The 17,566-nt window shown below is 70.7% G+C and carries 14 protein-coding genes and 2 pseudogenes; 4 read left to right on the forward strand and 12 right to left on the reverse strand.

Annotated elements, in window-relative coordinates:
* Positions 1-124: 124 nt before the first annotated feature.
* Genes OHA11_RS05190 through OHA11_RS05200 form a run of 3 tightly spaced genes read right to left on the reverse strand, consistent with a single transcriptional unit; the run spans position 125 to position 3,275 of the window.
* Positions 125-1,045: a carbohydrate ABC transporter permease gene (locus OHA11_RS05190; protein WP_266492423.1), complete on the reverse strand. Its 921-nt coding sequence runs from the start codon at positions 1,043-1,045 to the stop codon at positions 125-127.
* The gene (locus OHA11_RS05195; RefSeq protein WP_266506965.1) at positions 1,042-1,893 is read right to left on the reverse strand and encodes a carbohydrate ABC transporter permease; all 852 of its coding nucleotides are present in this window, start codon (positions 1,891-1,893) and stop codon (positions 1,042-1,044) included. Before OHA11_RS05195 ends, OHA11_RS05190 begins: the two co-directional genes overlap by 4 nt.
* Positions 1,894-1,949: 56 nt before the next feature.
* Positions 1,950-3,275: an ABC transporter substrate-binding protein gene (locus OHA11_RS05200; protein ID WP_266492425.1), complete on the reverse strand. Its 1,326-nt coding sequence runs from the start codon at positions 3,273-3,275 to the stop codon at positions 1,950-1,952.
* 377 nt (positions 3,276-3,652) lie between these two features.
* Between OHA11_RS05200 and rox the strand changes: the two genes are divergently transcribed.
* Together rox and OHA11_RS05210 are read left to right on the forward strand one after the other, a co-directional pair.
* Positions 3,653-5,110 carry a rifampin monooxygenase gene (gene rox, locus OHA11_RS05205; RefSeq protein WP_266492428.1) on the forward strand — a complete coding sequence of 486 codons (1,458 nt, stop codon included), beginning with the start codon at positions 3,653-3,655 and terminating at the stop codon, positions 5,108-5,110.
* 396 nt (positions 5,111-5,506) lie between these two features.
* Positions 5,507-5,647, forward strand: a pseudogene (locus OHA11_RS05210) (SDR family NAD(P)-dependent oxidoreductase); the annotation flags it as partial.
* A gap of 62 nt (positions 5,648-5,709) precedes the next feature.
* On the opposite strand, the gene OHA11_RS05215 reads toward OHA11_RS05210, so the two are convergent.
* The 8 genes and pseudogenes from OHA11_RS05215 to OHA11_RS05250 all read right to left on the reverse strand — a co-directional run bounded on the left by OHA11_RS05215 (position 5,710) and on the right by OHA11_RS05250 (position 14,563).
* Positions 5,710-8,091, reverse strand: a complete 2,382-nt coding sequence (locus OHA11_RS05215; RefSeq protein WP_266492430.1) for a glycoside hydrolase family 65 protein — start codon at positions 8,089-8,091, stop codon at positions 5,710-5,712.
* Positions 8,088-8,864: an HAD family phosphatase gene (locus OHA11_RS05220; protein WP_266492433.1), complete on the reverse strand. Its 777-nt coding sequence runs from the start codon at positions 8,862-8,864 to the stop codon at positions 8,088-8,090. The genes OHA11_RS05215 and OHA11_RS05220 overlap by 4 nt, the downstream gene beginning before the upstream one ends.
* Positions 8,861-9,100 (reverse strand): annotated as a pseudogene (locus tag OHA11_RS05225) (hypothetical protein); the annotation flags it as partial. The gene OHA11_RS05220 and the pseudogene OHA11_RS05225, both read right to left, overlap by 4 nt.
* A 155-nt stretch (positions 9,101-9,255) precedes the next feature.
* Complete coding sequence (locus OHA11_RS05230; protein WP_266506967.1) at positions 9,256-10,131, reverse strand: universal stress protein; 876 nt, start codon at positions 10,129-10,131, stop codon at positions 9,256-9,258.
* A 58-nt stretch (positions 10,132-10,189) separates the two neighbouring features.
* Complete coding sequence (locus tag OHA11_RS05235; protein ID WP_266492436.1) at positions 10,190-10,411, reverse strand: hypothetical protein; 222 nt, start codon at positions 10,409-10,411, stop codon at positions 10,190-10,192.
* Positions 10,412-10,600: 189 nt separating this feature from the next.
* A complete protein-coding gene (locus tag OHA11_RS05240) occupies positions 10,601-11,119 on the reverse strand; it encodes a flavodoxin domain-containing protein (protein WP_266492438.1) in 519 nt (172 codons plus the stop codon).
* Positions 11,120-11,135: 16 nt separating this feature from the next.
* Positions 11,136-11,858 (reverse strand): CBS domain-containing protein, encoded by a 723-nt coding sequence (locus OHA11_RS05245; RefSeq protein ID WP_266492441.1) that lies wholly within the window; start codon positions 11,856-11,858, stop codon positions 11,136-11,138.
* Between the two features lie 11 nt (positions 11,859-11,869).
* Positions 11,870-14,563, reverse strand: a complete 2,694-nt coding sequence (locus OHA11_RS05250) for a bifunctional GNAT family N-acetyltransferase/acetate--CoA ligase family protein (protein ID WP_266492443.1) — start codon at positions 14,561-14,563, stop codon at positions 11,870-11,872.
* Positions 14,564-14,793: 230 nt separating this feature from the next.
* Here OHA11_RS05250 and OHA11_RS05255 point away from each other — a divergent pair, with 230 nt between their 5' ends.
* A complete protein-coding gene (locus OHA11_RS05255) occupies positions 14,794-15,624 on the forward strand; it encodes a universal stress protein (RefSeq protein WP_266492446.1) in 831 nt (276 codons plus the stop codon).
* 34 nt (positions 15,625-15,658) lie between these two features.
* Positions 15,659-16,462 carry a polyphosphate kinase 2 gene (gene ppk2 / locus OHA11_RS05260; protein WP_266492448.1) on the forward strand — a complete coding sequence of 268 codons (804 nt, stop codon included), beginning with the start codon at positions 15,659-15,661 and terminating at the stop codon, positions 16,460-16,462.
* Positions 16,463-16,533: 71 nt separating this feature from the next.
* On the opposite strand, the gene adhP is transcribed toward ppk2, so the two are convergent.
* Positions 16,534-17,556 (reverse strand): alcohol dehydrogenase AdhP, encoded by a 1,023-nt coding sequence (gene adhP, locus OHA11_RS05265; protein WP_266492450.1) that lies wholly within the window; start codon positions 17,554-17,556, stop codon positions 16,534-16,536.
* Positions 17,557-17,566 lie beyond the last annotated feature (10 nt).

Raw genomic sequence — 17,566 nt, forward strand, 5'->3', positions numbered from 1 at the left:
GAAGGTGCTCGCGAGGGCGCGGGCGATGTGCGCGTGGGCACGCCGACGGGGCCGGGCGCGCTGCCCGGCCGCTGCCCGGCCGCTGCTCGGTCGCCGCTCGGAGCGAACTGTCTGCTGAAGTGGCTTACTTGGAGAAACCGGCGGTGAGACCGGCGACGAGCTGGCGTCGGGCGAGGATGAACAGCGCGAACATCGGCAGGGTGGAGAGCACCACCGCGGCCATCGTGGCCGGTACGTCGATGCCGAACTGGCCCCGGTAGAGGGTCAGCGCCAGGGGCAGCACGGCCTTGTCGCCGCTCTGGGTGAGGATGAGCGGGAAGAGGAAGCCGTTCCAGACCTGTAGTCCGTCGTAGACGGCGACCGTCATCAGGGCCGGGCGGGCCAGGGGTGCCGCGAGCGAGAAGAGCATGCGCCAGTCGCCGGCGCCGTCGACGATCATCGCCTCGAACAGGGAGCGTGGCACGTCGCGCAGGAAGCTGACCAGGATCATCACGGTGATCGGCAGCGCGAACGCCGCCGAGGGAAGGACGATCGCGAGGAGGCTGTCGTACAGCTGCATCCTGATGATGAGCAGGTAGACGGGGATGATCACGGCCTGCAGTGGTATCGCCAGGCCCAGCAGGTACAGCCGGAAGGACACGCGGGAGAGGCGGCTTCCGGCGCCTCGGACGATCGCGAAGGCGGCCATGAGGGCGACGACGAGGGTCAGGGCGACCGTCGCCACGGTCACGATCACGCTGTTGAGCAGGTAGGTCGTGAAATCGCCGGCCAGGAGGGTCCGGTAGTTGTCGAGCGTCGGGTGGCTTGGCAGTGCCAGCGGACTGTCGGCGGTGAAGTCCGCGCGGCTGCGCAGGCTGGTCACCACCAGCCAGTACACGGGTACGACGACCAGGGCCGCCCAGCAGAGCGTGGCGCTGCCGGTGAGGGCGCGGCGGAGGATCCCCGCCACGGGATTCGGCCGGACGGGTCCGGGTGTCACCGCTGTCTGTGGGAGGACGTCTTCCTGCCCGGTGGTCGCGCGGGCCTTGGTCACGGTGGCGCTCACATGCCCTCCTGCTGGCTGTCCATCCGGGTGAAGCCGGACAGGCGGGTGGTCAGCATCGACAGGCCGAGGCCGAAGACCACCAGGAGGGTGGCGACGGCGCTGGCCCGGCCCATGTCGTGGGCCTGGAATCCGGTGATGTACATGGCGAGGGGGAGGACGCGGGTGGAGTCGCCGGGGCCGCCGTTCCCGCCGGACAGGACGAAGATCAGGTCGAAGTAGGTCAGCGAGCCCACCAGCATCAGCGTGCTGGAGGTGACCATCGTGTACTTCAGCTGCGGCAGGGTGATGTGCCGGAAGCGGGAGACCGGTCCGGCGCCGTCGAGGGCGGCTGCCTCGTACAGGGCCGTGGGGATCTGCCGTATCCCGGCTTGGTAGAGCAGGGCGTGGAACGGGATGAACTGCCAGGCGATCACGAAGATCACCGTGTACAGGGCCAGGTCCGGCGAGCCCAGCAGCGGCTTGGCCAGCCAGTGCAGGCCGGGTGTGGCGCCGATACCGAAGGACGGGTCGAGCAGCGCCTGCCAGGTCAGGCCGATCGCCACGGCGGACAGCAGCAGCGGGAGGAAGAAGAGCACGGCGAACAGCGCGCGCAGCCGCCCCCGAGGTGCCTGGAAGACGCCGAGCGCCAGCGCGATGGGCGTCTGGACCAGCCAGCTGACCAGCATCACCTTGACGGTGAGCCCCAGCGCCTGCCAGGTGGCGCCGTCGGTGAGGACGGAGCTCCAGTTGCCGATGCCCTCCCAGCCGATCGAGCCCAGACCGTCCCAGCGGGTGAGGCTGAGCACCACCACCCCGCCGAGGGGGACCAGCCCGAACAGGCCGAAGAGCAGCAGGGCGGGGGCGGCCATGAGGAGGCCGCCGAAGCGGCGGCCTCCCCGGCCCGTACGGGTGGGAACCGTGACCGTCACGACGCCGCCTTGCTCATGTTCGTACCGAACTCGGCGGGCGGGATCTGTCGCAGGAACGACTTGTCGGTGTTGGTCAGCAGCGGATCGGCCTGGTCGGACGGCAGTGCCTGGTCCCAGGAGAGCTGGAAGCCCGGGGCCTTGTCCACCAGGTCGTAGACGAACGTGAGCCACTCCTTGTCGGTCGACGACTTCACCGCCGCGAGCTTCGACTCCAGGCCGTTGACCGGCGGCACGCTGCCGGCCGCGAGGTAGGCGTCGACCTGGGAGTCGTTCAGGACGTAGTCCTTGAGGTACGTCAGCGCGTCCGCCTTGTTCTTGCTCGACGCGTTCAGGGACAGGAAGTTCGAGGGGTTGCCGACGATGTTCTTCGGGTCGCCGGAGCCGTCGGTGAGCGCCGGGAAGGCGCTGTAGCCCAGGTCGCCCTTCTTCAGGAAGTCGGGCGCAGCCTTGGCGATGTTGGCGTACTCCCAGGTGCCCATCACCTCCATCGCCGCCTTGCCCGTGTAGAGCAGGGCGGTGGAGGCGCCCTGGTCGTAGTTGACGGAGGAGGCGTTGTCCCCGAAGGCGCCGGCCTTCGCCAGGTCCTGGAGGTACTGGTTGGCCTTGGTGACCGACGGGTCCTGCCAGGCGGCGGAGTCACCGGAGGCGATCTTCGTGAACTTCTCGGCGCCGCCGGTGCGGTCGAGGAGGTACTCCAGGTACATGAGGGTCGGCCACTTGGAGTTCGCGGCAAGGGAGAGCGGCACGACATCCTTGGCCTTGAGCTTCTTCACGGCCGCCAGGAGATCGTCGTACGTCTTCGGCGCCTCGACGCCCGCGTCGGCCAGCACCTTCTTGTTGTAGTAGAGGACCACCGGGGCGAGGCCGTTGGCGGGCACGCCGTAGACCTTGCCGTCGAAGGTGGCGCTCTGCATCACGCTCGGGGTGTACCGGTCGCTGTTCACCTGCGATGTGGTGAGCGCGTCGACCTTGCCCGCCTTGACGTAGTCGTTCAGCGCACCGCCGCCCCAGCTGAAGAAGATGTCCGGGGCCTGGTTCGCGCCGAAAGCCACGCGCAGCTTCTGCTTGTAGTCGTCGTTGGCGAACAGCCGCAGGGTGATCTTCGCGTCGGAGTGGTCCTTGTTGTAGGCGTCGACGGACTCCTTCAGGATCGTCTGGTCGTTCAGCGCCCACATCGTCAGGCCCTTCGCCGACGAGGAGGTGGACGGTCCCGAAGTGCCGCACGCGGCAAGGCCCATGGCCGCCGCGAGAGTGACGGCGGACGCGACGAGGCGTCGAACTCTCGGGCTTCCGAGATTCCCGCTGACCGGCGTTCTCCGCATGGTGGTGCCTCTCTTCTTTCCACAAGCCGTCGGTGAGTCAGGCAGATCGGAGACCGGTACGAAAGGCTTTCGTGCGCCACGGCGCCGACGGCCTGCCTGCTGGCCGGGACACTGACACGGAATTCACGGGCGGGACAAGCAGGGGAAATGCCTCGGTTACGAAACACTTTCGCGAACCGGATCCACGCTGGCGGCCGAGAAAAGAAAAAGGGCAAGGAGATAACCCACTCCTTGCCACTCCCAACATATAGCGCACCGGGGGCCTTGCGGCAAGGCCCGGGTGGTGCCGCAGAATGGTCGGCCGAAGCCAGAATCTGCGGAAATTACAGATTCGCGGAGTATGTGCCGAAATTCAATCTCGTTGGATGGGCGTTTTGATGATTGACGTGATCGTGGTCGGCGGCGGACCCACCGGCCTGATGCTGGCCTGCGAGTTGCGGCTGCACGGCGTGCACGTGGTCGTGCTGGAGAAGCTGACCGGACCGACCGGGGAGTCCCGCGGGCAGGGCCTGCACGCGCGCAGCGTCGAGGTGATGGACATGCGCGGCCTGCTCGACCGGTTCCTCGCGGTCAGTGAGAAGTTCCAGGTCGGCGGCCTCTTCGGGGGCATCATCAAGCCGTGGCCGGACCGCTTGGACACGGCGCACCCGTACGGCGTCGCCACCCCGCAGCCGGTCACCGAGCGGCTGCTCGACGAGCGCGCCCTCGAACTCGGTACGGAGATCCGGCGGGGCTGCGAAGTGGTCGGGCTGAGCCAGGCCGCCGAGGAGGACGGGAAGGACGGGGAGGACGGGGTGACCGTCGAGCTGGCGGACGGTACTCGGCTGCGCTCGCGCTATGTCGTCGGGTGCGACGGTGGCCGCAGTACGGTACGCAAGCTGCTCGGCGTCGGTTTTCCCGGCCAGCCCTCCACGGTCGAGACGCTCATCGGCGAAATGGAGGTGACCGAGGATCCGGCGACGATCGCCGCCGTCGTCGAGGAGGTCCGCAAGACCCAACTGCGGTTCGGTGTCAGCCCCGCCAAAGACGGGGTGTGCCGCGTCGGCGTGCCCGCCGACGGCGTGGCCGAGGACCGTGCCGCCGCACCGACCCTCGACGATTTCAAGAAGCAGCTGCGGGCGGTCGCGGGCACGGACTTCGGCGTGCACTCGCCGCGCTGGCTGTCCCGGTTCGGCGACGCCACCCGGCAGGCCGAGCGCTACCGGGTCGGCCGGGTGCTGCTGGCCGGCGACGCGGCGCACATCCACCCGCCGACCGGCGGGCAGGGGCTCAACCTCGGCGTGCAGGACGCGTTCAACCTCGGCTGGAAGCTGGCCGCGGCGGTCAACGGCTGGGCGCCGGAAGGGCTGTTGGACAGCTACCACGCCGAACGGCACCCAGTGGGCACGCGGGTGCTGGCCAACACCCGCGCGCAGATGACACTGCTGGGGACCGACCCGGGGCCGACGGCACTGCGGGAACTGTTCTCGAAGCTGATGGACTTCGAGGAGGTCAACCGGTACGTCACCGGGATGATCACCGCGGTCGAGATCCGCTACGACTTCGGCGAGGACGAGGGCCACGAACTGCTCGGCCGGCGGATGCGGGACGTGCAGCTGAAGCGGGGCCGCCTCTACGAGTTGACGCACGGCGGGCGCGGACTGCTGCTCGACCAGACCGGCCGGCTCTCGGTCACCGGGTGGGACGACCGCATCGACCACGTCATCGACGTCAGCGACGAACTGGACGTGCCCGCGGTGCTGTTGAGGCCCGACGGACACGTGGCGTGGGTCGGTGAGGACCAGCGGGATCTGCTTGGCCAACTGCCCCAGTGGTTCGGCTCCGCCGTCAACTGAGCACGCGGTCGCGACGCGAAAACAGGTGATTCGGCCCCACCTCGTCACGGACGTACTCCACCTTGTCGCGGACGCAACGGTGCGGGACACCTTGGGACAACCCTGAGTTCCGCACGGTCTCGCGTGGATACGCCGGCGCGACGTCCCACGGTCCGGGCAGGTGGCCCGTGGCCCGTGGCCCGGCATGTGGCGCTTCGGCTCGGTGCTGTCATCCCGGCGAGGAGATGTTCCATGAGTGTGTACGACCTGACCGGGCGCAAGGCCGTGGTGACGGGCGGTGCCCGTGGACTGGGCGCCGGGATGGCCTGGGCGCCGGCCCGGGCCGGTGCCTCCGTCGTCATCGGCGACATCCAGGAGGAGTCGGGCAAGGCCACGGTCGAGGCGCCGAAAGGGGCGATGCGCCCCGGCGGTCCGGCGGGCGACGGTGGGGCCGTCGTCAACATCTCGTCGGTCGCGGCGACCATCCCGTTCCCCGGCATCGCGGGCTACTCGGCGACGAAGTCGGCGGTGGACCGGCTCACCCGGGTGGCCGCGGCGGAGTCCGGGAAGCTCGGCCGCTACCGACCTCCGCGGTCCGAGCGAGGGGCACGCCGCAGGCGTCAGTCGGGCAGTGCCAGCTGCACCGTCTCCCCCGGCTGCACGGACACCACACGATCACGCAGCCGGACGTCGATCGGCGACCGGTCGGACGAGGGCACCTCGATCTCCAGGTTCCCTTGCTCCATTCGCAGCCGCACTCCCCAGTGCCCCTGGTAGCGAAGGGCGAACCCGTAGGAGGACAACTCCGGCAGGGGCACCGGGTCCAGCCACAGGGCACCCTGGCGCGTTTCCAGTCCGGTCAGTCCGCGCTGGACGAGGTCGAGAGTGCCGGCCATGGCGCCCAGGTGGATTCCCTCTCCGGTGGTCCCGCCCTGGAGGTCGGCGATGTCGCCCTTGAGCGCCTCCTGGCAGAACATCCATGCCTCGGCGCGCCGGGCCCGGGCCAGCACCCAGCCGTGGACCAGCCCGCTCAAGGTGGAGCCGTGGCTGGTGCGGCGCATGTAGTAGTCGACGGTGTGCCGCCAGGTGGCTTCGTCGAGGCGGTGGCCGAGTCTGCTGAACAGGCCCTGTAGCTCGGCGGGTGAGAAGAGGTAGCCGAGCATGAGGACGTCGGCCTGCTTGGACGCCTGGTAGCGGTTGACGGTGTCGCCTTCCGCCTCCAGGATCCGGTCCAGCCGGCGGATGTCGCCGTACCGGTCGCGGTAGGCGTCCCAGTCGAGTTCCTCCAGGTCGCCGTAGCCCTCGAACTGGCTGATCACATCGTCGTGGAAGGGCACATGGAGCGTGCGGGACACGTCCTCCCAGAGTTCGAGTTCGCCGCCGTCCAGAGCCGTGCGTTCGACGAGTTCACGTCGGCGCGGTTCGGGAAGGGCCTGGAGTACTTCGAGCGTGCGGGTCAGCACCCAGGCGGCCGTGACGTTCGTGTAGGCGTTGTCGTCGAGGCCGGGCTTCTCGGCACCGGGGTAGGCGTCGTGGTACTCGTCGGGGCCGACGACGCCGCGGATGCGATGCCGTCCGAGGCTCTCGTCGTAGGTGGCCGAGTCCGCCCAGAAGCGGGCGATCTGCAGGAGCATCTCGGCGCCCTTGGTGTGCAGGAACTCGGCGTCCCCGCTCGCCTCGCAGTACTGCCACACGTTGTAGGCGACGGCCGAGCCGACGTGGTGCTGAAGGCGTGAGTGGTCGGGCAGCCAACGTCCGGAGCGTGGGTTGAGATGCAGCTCCTGTGTCTCCTCGCGGCCGTCGCTGCCGCTCTGCCATGGGTAGAGCGCACCCGTCCGGCCGACGGCACGGGCCGCGGAACGGGCCTGTTCGAGCCGACGGTGGCGGTAGCCGAGCATGGCGCGGGACACCTCGGGAAAGTGCAGGTTGAGATAGGGAAGGACGAACAGCTCGTCCCAGAAGACGTGGCCCCGGTATGCCTCGCCGTGCAGCCCTCGGGCCGGTACGCCCACGTCGAGGTCGGCGGTGTGCGGGGAGAGAGTCTGCAGGACGTGGAAGAGGTGCAGCCGCAGGATGCTGCCCGCCTCGCCCGGCACGTCCAGTTCGGCCTGGCGCCACAGCTGGTCCCATGCCGTGATGTGCGACTCCAGCAGGTCGTCGAAGCCGGGCGCCGCACTCACCCGGTCGACCGCCGCGCGCTGCGGGTCGCTGATGGCCGAGTCCCGCGAGGTGTGCAGGGTGACGGTCTTGTCGACGGTGACGCTGCGGTCGGGAGCGAGGGGCAGGCGCGTGTGCTGGACGGCGCGCAGGGCCTCGTGATGGGTGGATACAGGTTCGTGCGCGGTGAGGCGGGCCGCCATGCCGACGCGGATGTCCGACGTACGGGTGCGGCAGCGCAGCCACACCGTGTCCGGGGCAGCGGTGCCGGTCTGCACGTGGGTCAGATGGCGGCCGTCGAGGTCCCGGTAGCGCGCCACGCCCGCGTTGGTGACCGCTCCGTCGAGGGCCGCCTCGACGTCGAGTTCGCCGGAGAAGTTCTCCGCCGTGAACTCGGTGCGCAGGGCGGCCAGATGGGGGTCGGCCATGTGCGCGATGCGCAGCTGGCGTACGGCCAGGGTGCGGCCCTCGTCGTCGGCGTACCGCGTCCGGCGCTCCAGCAGGCCGGTGGACAGATGGAGGGCCTGGCGGTGTTCGAGGACGGTCGCGGTGTCCGGGGTGAGCCACGGTCCCGGGCCGTCGTCGCCGCGCAGACGGAAGCGGAGCGGCAGCCAGTTGGGCAGGTTGACCATGTCCTCGTTCTCGACCCGGCGTCCCGCCACGTCGGAGGTGAGCCGGTTGTAGCAACCCGCCGCGTACGTCCCGGGGTAGTGCACGTCGTCCGCCGCGCACTCGGGAATCGATCCTCGGGTGGCGAAGTAGCCGTTGCCCAGCGTGCACAGGGACTCCCTGAGCCGCTCGTCCGCGGGCTCGTAGCCCTCGTAGTCCCAGGTCCAGCCCGTCACGACGGTGCTCCTGCCTCGATCAGTTCACCCAGGTCGCGTACGACCAGATGGGCGCCGTGCCGCAGGAGTCTGTCCCGGGTGTCTGGACCGGCCGTGCGATCCACACCGATGACCAGGGCGAACCCGCCCAGACGGCCCGCCTCCACGCCTGCCAGGGCATCCTCGACGACGGCGGTGCGGTCGGCGGGGACACCGAGCCGGCGGGCCGCTTCCAGGAAGAGGTCGGGCCGCGGTTTGCCCGGTAGGCCGAGCCGGGCCGCCTCGCCGCCGTCGACCAGCGCGTCGAAGAGGTCGAGGACGCCGGCCCTGGTGAGGAGTTCACGGGCATGGCGGGACGCGGAGGCGGCGGCAAGGGGCATCGCCTCGCGTCGCAGGGCGCGCAGCAGCCGCAGCGTGCCCGGGTAGGCGTCGATGCCCTTCTCACGCAGCCGCTCGGTGAACAGCCGCTCCTTGTCGGCGGCGACGTCGCGGACCGTCCCGGCGGGCAGGTCGAGGCCGCGTGAGGCGAGGAAGGCGGCGGCACCGTCGAGGCGGGACCTGCCGTCCACGTACTTCAGATAGTCGTCACGTGTGTCGAACGGACGCCGCTGGTGAGGGTCCTCGGGCGGATGGTCGCGCAGGAACGCGTCGAAGGCGGTCTTCCAGGCGGCGGCGTGCACCCTGGCCGAGTCGGTGATCACCCCGTCGGTGTCGAGGACGACGGCGCGAACGCCCCGCAGCACGGGTGCGATTCCGTCGAGGGAGTTCCCGGGCCGGGCGGGCGGCCGGTTCACAGCTGCTCCGCCACGTGTTCCTGGAAGCGGCCCGTCGGCTCGGTGCCGGTGAGGTCGAGCAGCCGGTCGCTGCAGCCCCACTCGTTGTCGTACCGGGCGGAGACCTTCACCGGGTCGCCGTACGCCTGGGTCAGGGCCGCGTCGAAGACGCAGGGGGCGGGATCGCCGATCACGTCACGGGAGACGACCGGCGCGGTGGTCACCCGCAGGATGCCGCGCAGCCGCCCGTCGGCCGCCTCGGCGGACGCCGACCTGCCGGACTCGGCACGCTCCGGTGCCCCGCGCAGGTGGGCGCGGCCGACGCGGCCGAATCCGTTGATACCGACTCGGACGGTCATGGACAACTCCTGGGCGAGGAGGGATGAGGTGCGTACGGGGCGTTTTTCCACGGTCACACCGGTTGCGGCACGATCGCCACCGGGCAGTCGGCGTGGTGCAGCAGGGTGTGGCCCACCCGGCCGAGCTGGAGGCCGAAGTGGCCGTGCCTGCGCCGGGCTCCGACCACCACCAGGTCGGCGGCCGCGGAGCGGTGCAGCAGGACCTTGCGGGCCGGTCCCTCGACCGTCGTGCGGCGTATCCGCACATCGGGGTGGTCCGCGACGGCGTCGTGGAGTACCGCGTCCAGCAGGGCCGAAGCCCGCTCCTCGTGGTACCGCGCCGGTTCGTCTCCCGATGTCGGATGGTCGGAGGTCTCGTGCGCGGGGCAGCGCCAGGCTCGTACGACATCGAGTGTGCCGGCGCGGGCGGCGGCCTCACGGAACGCGAAACGCACCGCCTCACCGCTCGTGTCGGGGTCCCCGGCTCCGAGCAGGATCCGCTCGTGCTTGCTCTCCACGGCGATCTTGTCGCCGCGCACCACGATCACCGGGCAGTGGGCCCTGGCCGCCACACCCAGGCCGACCGACCCCAGGAGCAGTCCCGACAGCTCGCCGCGGCCACGGGAGCCCGTCACCAGCGCCGCGGCGTTGCGGCCCGCCAGCAACAACGCGTAGGCCGCCTCTTCGGGCACCAGCTCGGTGGATACCTTCACGGCGGGGTTGCGCCGCCGGGCGCGTTCCGCCGCGGATCCGACGATGTTCTCGGCGAGCACCCGCGCGGAGGGCCGGCCGAGGTCGCTCCCGAGGTCGGTGCCTTCGTAGTGCTCCCAGAGGAAGGCGTGCACCAGGCGGAGCGGCAGGCCGTGGCGGGCCGCCTCGTCCACCGCCCAGTCCATCGCGCGGAGGCTGGACTCCGATCCGTCGACACCCACGACCAGGGGCAGTTCCATCATCGCCACCGCCTTCGGTACGGCCTCGGAGATCCCGCCGCGGTTCGGGGGACCACGTTCACCGTCGCACCGGCGTCCGGTCGGCAGTAGGGGCGGTTCGGCCCCTGTCGGGGACGTTCGGCACTGTTGCGCGGCGCGGCTGCCGACGGGTGGACAGCCGGCGCAGCAGCCACACGAGAGCCCCGTCGGCCACCGCGGCCACGACAAACGTCACGGCCATGGCCGCGACCAGCAGCACGGCGAACAGCTGGTAGAACTCCGGCGTGAGAGTCGTACGCACTGCTCTCACCTCCTGTCGGAAAACACTTCGGGAAGTTCCTTCACTCTCATCCAACTCCTCCTTGAAGCAGGGCACTTGAGCCGAACGGTGTGCAGTCCCGTGCCGGATGGCCCCAGCAGCCGGACACAGGCGGGCCGACCCTCGGCAGAGGTCCTCCCACCTCTGCCGAGGTCGGCCCGGTGTCGCCGTCTACTGAGGCTCCTTTCCTGGAGAAGGCGTGATCAGCTGTGCGCCGATGCCCGCCGCCCAGGTCTCGATCTGCTCGAAGTCGCGGAAGTCTCCGCCCTTTCCGGAGGAGACGATCATCCGGGCCATACGCCCCTTCGCACCCTCTTCGAGGCAGCCCCCGAAGGTGATGTGCTCCTTGGCGCCGAGCCGGGCCATGGCCCGGCGGACGCCGGGCACGGGCGGGATGTCCCGTTCCGAGGCCGTGGCGTCGAGCGGGCCGCTGCTGAAGAACCACAGCGGGCGCCCGGTCAGCGCGCGGCGGTGGCGACGGACGAACCGTCGAGCGTCACGGTGCCACCGTCCCGCGTAGAGCCCGCCGCCGACCACCACCGCGTCGTACGCCTCCACGCTCTCGACGGACCGGGCAGGCAGTGCCTCGACCGTCAGCCCTTCCTTCCGCAGGACGTCGGCGACCGCCTCGGCGATCTGGGCGGTTGATCCGTTCGTCGTTCCGTAGGCGACCAGTACCTTGCTGAGCATGGCGGTCCGCCTCCTCTCACAGTCGTCGCAGCCAGTCCTCGGTGACTCCGTGCAGTACCTGCTCGTCCGGCCTGATGCGCGCGTCGTCGAGCCGGTAGGTGAGCCTGTCGACCACCGCGACCACTCCGTCGATGTGTTTTGTCATGGCGACGGCGATCTCCGTCTCGCTCTTGCGCTCCATGTGACCCGCGAGCGTGACCACGCCCTCCGTCACGGTGATCGTGATGCTCCGGGGCGCCAGCCACAGCGTGCGGACCAGGACCTCCTCGATCACCTCGTGGCGGATGTCGGCGTCCGGGCGCAGGAAGACCTGGAGCAGGTCGCGCCTGGTGACGATGCCGACGAGCCGGTCCTCCTCGTCCACGACGGGCAGCCGCTCCACGCGATGCCGCGCCATGGTCCGGGCGGCCTCGGCGATGGTGTCCTCGGCGTGCACGGTGACGGGTGGCTGGGACATCAACCGGCCGGCCGTTCGGGCATGAGCCTTCGCCGCCTGCCTCCGGGCACCGCGGTTCAGAGCCGCGAGCCGGAAGCGGCGCCCTGGACCGGGGTCCTGCGACTGCCGGGCCATCAGGTCGGTCTCGGAGATCACCCCGATGACCTTCTCGTCCTCGTCGACCACGGGCAGTCCGCTGATGCGGTGGTCGGCGAGCAGCCGAGCCACCTCCTTGAACGGGGTGCCGTACTCGGCGCGGACGACGTCGGCCGTCATGACGGTGCCGATCCTGCTGTGCTTCATGTCGTTCCTCCTCAGCGCAGTCGGCGCAGATAGGGGTCCTGGGCCCGGCGCGGCAGCAGGCGTACCCGCGCGTCGAGCACGGTGACGTGGCCGGGCGTGGCAAGGACGGGGTTGAAGTCGGCCTCGGCGAGCTGCGGCAGGTCGCTCGCCATGCGGGACAGGCGCAGCAGCAGTTGTTCGAGGCCTTCGAGGTCGACGGGGCCGTTGCCGTGCGCGCCGAACAGCAGCGGTGCACAGCGCGGCGCGGTGATCAGGTCGTGCACGTCGTGATCCGTGAGCGGGGCGAGGCGGGCGGCGTGGTCGGCCAGCACTTCGGTCGCGGTACCGCCGAGCCCGAACAGCACCAGCGGGCCGAAGACCTCGTCCTGCACGACGCCGGCGAACAGTTCGGTGCCGCGTGCGGCGAGCGGCTGGACGACCACTCCGGTCATGAGCCCCGCGAATCGCGTCTCCAAGTCCCGGAAGGCGGCCCGCACTTGGGAGTCTCCCTGGAGGTCGAGATGGAGGGCGTGCTGTTCGCTCTTGTGCAGCAGGCCGGGCCAGTGGGCCTTCATGACCACGCGTCCGTCGGGGCCGCGCAGCCGCTCGGCGGCGATGACCGCGTCGTCCTCGGTCTCCGCCCAGGCCCAGGCCAGTTGCGGGATGTCGTAGCAGGCGAGGAGTTCGGCGCAGGTGCGCGGGTCGAGCCAGCCGCCGTCCGGGTGGGCGGCGAGGAAGGTCTCGGCGACCGCGTGCGCGCGGCTCGTGTCGACGCCTTCGAGAACGGGGATCGTGCCGGTCGGCCGGCTCAGCCATGCCGAGCGCCGGGCCGCGTGGGCCAACGCGGCGGCGGCTGCCCCCGGTTCGGCGTACGAGGGGACGGCGCCGCCTTCTGTGGCGGGCAGCAGCTTGACGGGCAGGTCCTGTTCCAGCCGTACGACGGCCACCGTGCGGGCGCGGCGTCCGGGGCCGTCCGTGAGGGCCCGGACGAGGTTGTCACCTGTCGCGGCGGCGACGGCCGTGGGGACGAGGGCCAGCAGGACGGCGTCGATGCCCGGGTACCGCACCATCCGCTCCACGCAGTCCTTGAGCTGCTCTTCCGTCACCGCCGCCGTGGCGTCGACGGGGTTGCCGACGGCCGCGCCTTCGGGCAGGACGGCGAGGAGGTCGTCGATCACCTCGGGGGTGAGCGGGGGCAGGGACAGTCCGGCCTCCGCGCAGGCGTCGGCGGCCAGGACGCCCGCGCCGCCCGCGTTGGTGACGATCGCGACACGGGTGCCGGCCGGGAGCGGCTGGGAGTGCAACAGGGCGGCGGTTTCGAGGAGTTCACCGACCGACCCGGTGGCGGTGATGCCCGCCTGGGTGAACAGCGCCTGGCGCGTCATGGTCCGGGTCGCGGCGGCCGCGGTGTGCGAGGCGGCGGCACGTCGGCCCGCGTCGGTGCGGCCCGCGTCGACGGTGAGCACCGGCATCCGCCGGGTCACGCGCCGGGACGTGCGGGAGAACGCCCGCGGGTTCCCGAAGGACTCCAGGTGCAGCAGGGCGAGGTCGGTGCGCCCGTCGCTCTCCCACCACTGGAGCATGTCGTTGCCGCTGACGTCGTACTTGTCGCCGAGCGAGGCGAAGGTCGAGACCCCGACGCCGAGCCGGGAAAGACCGTCGAGCAGGGCGATACCGACGCCGCCGGACTGCACGGCGACACCCGCCGTGCCGGGACTCGGATGATCGGCGGCGAAGGTCGCGTCGAGGGAGAGGGCCGGATCCGTGTTGGAAACTCCCAGGCAGTTGGGCCCGACGAGCCGCATGCCGTAGGCCCGGCACGCGGCCAGCAGCGCCTGCGCCTCATCGCTGTCGAGCCCCGCCGAGACGACGAGCAGCGCCCGTACGCCGGTCTTGCCGCACTCCTCGGCGGTGGCGGGTACCGCCGCCGCGGGCACCGCGAGAACCGCGAGGTCCGGGACCTTGGGCAGCGCGCCGACCGATGGATACGACGGCACGCCGAGCAGCGAGGTGACGCTCGGGTTCACCGCGAACAGGCGCCGTGTGAAGCCGCCCGTGCGCAGATGGTGGAGAAGGGCACGGCCCACCGATCCGGGCCTGCGTCCGGCGCCGATCACGGCGATCGAGTCCGGCCTCAGCAGGGGGCCGAGGCTGGCCACGGCGGCGGCCCGGCCGCGTGCCTCCACCGCCGACAGATATGTCTCGACCTCTTCGAGTTCGATGGTGCAGCGCACTTCCGGGCCCTCGAAGTGGCGGGCCGTGCGCAGTCCGAGGTCGGCGAAGACCTGGAGCACTTCGTGATTCTCCGCGAGGGCGTCGGCCGTGAAAGCGGTGATGCCTTCGGCGCGGGCGGCCGAGACCAGATGCTCGACGAGAAGCGTGCCGACGCCCCGGTGGTGGAGTCCGTCGGCCACCGCGATCGAGATCTCCGCCCGGCCCGGGTCCTCGCCGGTCTCGTACTCGGCCAGGCCGATCACCTGCTGCTGCGCCTCGGCGAGGAGCGCACGGTATCCGGGGCGGGGCGGTGCGCAGGCGCGGTCGGCCGCCATCTCGGCGGACCTGCGGCTGGCAGCGAAGAACCGCAGCCGGAGATTCTCCGGGGACATCTCCTCGTACAGCCCCTGGAGGGGTTCATGATCGCCGGGCTCCACGGGGCGTATGCACACCGTGGTCCCGTCCGCGAGCAGTGCGTGAACCGTGTGGGGGCCGTGCTTGCCGTCCGTCATCTTGGTCCTCCTCCAGCCTCTCGACAGTTCGAGCATCCGGCGGACCCGGCACTCACCCCAGGGGCTGTCCGGGGTCGGCTTCTGGGCCGGTCGGCCCTGAGTCCTGTCCGGATGGGGAAGGCCGAGGGGCCATTGGGCTCCGTTCGGATCCGTATGGCCTCTGTGAACCGGGCAGTGCCGTGGCGGACCGTGGACGCAAGGACTCCCGTGTGCCAGAAGGGTGAACCGCCATGGAGCGAACGATCGTTGTCGGCATCGACGGCTCTGCGTGCAGTCGCGTCGCGGTCGACTGGGCGGTGGGCGAGGCGGGGTTGCGTGGCCTGCCGCTGCGGGTCGCGCATGTCTCGTCGCTGTCCGCCGAGGAGGCACTCGCGATATGGCCGTACTGCCCTGAACCCACCCCGGACGCGTGGGTGAAGGTACTGGCCGGACATCACCCGGCGCTGCGGATCGAAAGCGTCGGCCTCACCGGAGAGACCGTGCCGGCGCTGCTGTCCGTGGGGACGCGGGCCGACCTCATGGTTCTCGGTATGCGCGGTGCGGGAGGCTTCACGGGACTGGCCGTCGGCTCCGTGGCACACGGTGTCGCCGCGCTCGGGAACCTGCCGGTGGTGCTCGTCCCCGACCGTCCCGCCCCCGGCGGTCGGCGACCCCACGCGGTGACGGTCGGCATCGACGCTCGTCGGCCGGCGGCCGCCGCACTGGACTTCGCGTTCGACGCCGCGGAGCGGCGCGGGGCGCTGCTGCTCGTGGTCCACGCCTGGCGGCTGCCGTCCCCGGCGGCGCGATGGATGCCGTTCGCCCTGCCCGAGGAGGACCGGGGCGCCTGGGAGGACCAGGAGGTCCAGCAGCTCTCGGACGTACTAGGACCGTGGCGGGAGAAGCATCCGCACGTCCGCGTCCACGAAGACGTACGTCTCAAGAGTCCGTCTTCCGCCCTGGTCCAGGCATCGGCATGCGCCGAACTGCTGGTTGTGGGACGGACCGGTACGTCGCTCGGCCCTACCCTGCATGCGGTGGTGGATCACGCCGAGTGCCCGGTGGTGGTCGTACCTTCCTGATGGAGACTGTCGTCATCGAGTGCGAGGAGACGACATGGCCGGCAAGAAGACGCCGAAGGTACCGCGGGCGGCGTACGAGCAGGAGCTGCTGCGGCTGCAGACGGAGCTGGTGAAGCTTCAGGAGTGGGTTCGGGCCGAGGGTGCCCGGCTCGTGGTGGTCTTCGAGGGGCGGGACGCGGCGGGCAAGGGCGGCACGATCAAACGGGTCTCGGAGCACCTCAACCCGCGAGTCGCACGGACCGTGGCACTGCCCAAGCCGACCGAGCGCGAGCGCACCCAGTGGTACTTCCAGCGGTACGTCGAGCATCTGCCCGCCGCCGGGGAGATCGTGCTGCTCGACCGCAGCTGGTACAACCGCGCCGGTGTCGAGCACGTCATGGGCTTCTGCACCAAGGAGGAGTACCAGCTCTTCCTCCGCCAGTGCCCGATCTTCGAACGGATGCTGGTGGAGGAAGGGATCCTGCTGCGCAAGTACTGGTTCTCGGTGAGCGACACCGAGCAGCAGAAGCGGTTCCGGCAGCGGCTGAAGGATCCGACGCGGCGCTGGAAGCTCTCGCCGATGGATCTGGAGTCGATCACCCGATGGGAGGCGTACTCCCGGGCGAAGGACGAGATGCTGGTGCACACGGACATCTCGGATGCCCCGTGGTTCGTCGTGGAGAGCGACGACAAGCGCCGGGCGCGGCTGAACATGATCGCCCATCTGCTCGGCTCCGTGCCGTACCACGAGGTGCCGCCGCCGGTGCTGGAGCTGCCGGCCCGGCCGCCGTCGACCGGCTATCAGCGCCCGCCGCGCGATCTGCAGACGTACGTCCCCGATCACGCGGCGAGTCTCTGAGCCGGCCCCGGTGGTCACACCCTCTGCGGTACGACGGCGACGGGGCCCACCTCACGCCGGCTCCGTCCCCGTCACCTCCCCTCGGGGAAGTCGAAGACGATCCGGGCGTCGACCTGGCCGTGCAGGACGTCGTCGAAGGACTCGTTGACCGAGGCCAGCGGGCGGGAAACGGAGATCACCCGGGTGCGGCCGGCGGCGTGGAGCCGGAACACCTCGTCGAGGTCCTGGCGGGTGCCCACGATGGAGCCGATGACGCTGATGCCCTTGAGGACGGTGTCGAAGATCGGCAGTTGGATGGTGCCGTCCGCGGGGAGCGCGACCATGACGAGCTTGCCGCCGCGCCGCAGCCCGCCGTACGCGGCGGCGAACGCGGCCTCGTTGACGGCGCAGGCCAGCGCGGTGTGTGCGCCGCCGTGCCGCTGGAGCGCCTCGGCCGGGTCCTCCTTGCGGGCGTCGATCAGGATGTCCGCGCCGAGTTCGCGGGCGAGTTCCAGCTTGGCGTCCGTGACGTCGATGGCCGCCACCGTCGCGCCGGCGATCTTGGCGTACTGCACGGCGAGGTGTCCGAGACCGCCGACACCGGAGATCGCCACCAGTTGGGCGGGACGCACGTGGGCGACCTTCAGCGCCTTGTACGTGGTGACGCCGGCGCAGGTCAGCGGCGCGGCGTCCTGCGGGGAGATTCCCTCGGGCACCGGCTGGGCGAAGTCGGCCCAGGCGATCATCTTCTCCGCGTAGCCGCCGTCGCATCCGTAGCCGGTGTTGATCTGCTGCTCGCACAGCGTCTCCCAGCCGGACAGGCAGTGCTCGCACCGCCCGCACGCCCTGCCCAGCCAGGGAACGGCGACCCGTTGCCCGAGGTCGAGGTGGGTGACGCCGTCGCCGAGGGCCTCCACGAGGCCGACGCCCTCGTGGCCGGGGACGAACGGCGGACTCGGCTTGACCGGCCAGTCGCCGTGGGCCGCGTGGATGTCGGTGTGGCACAGCCCGGAGGCCTCGATCCGGATGCGGACCTGGCCGGGGCCGGGCTCGGGGTCGGGGCGCTCCTCGATGACCAGGGGCTCACCGAACGCTCGTACGACTGCTGCCTTCATGGTCTGTCTC

It is taken from the genome of Streptomyces sp. NBC_00878 (assembly GCF_026341515.1).
GTDB lineage: Bacteria > Actinomycetota > Actinomycetes > Streptomycetales > Streptomycetaceae > Streptomyces.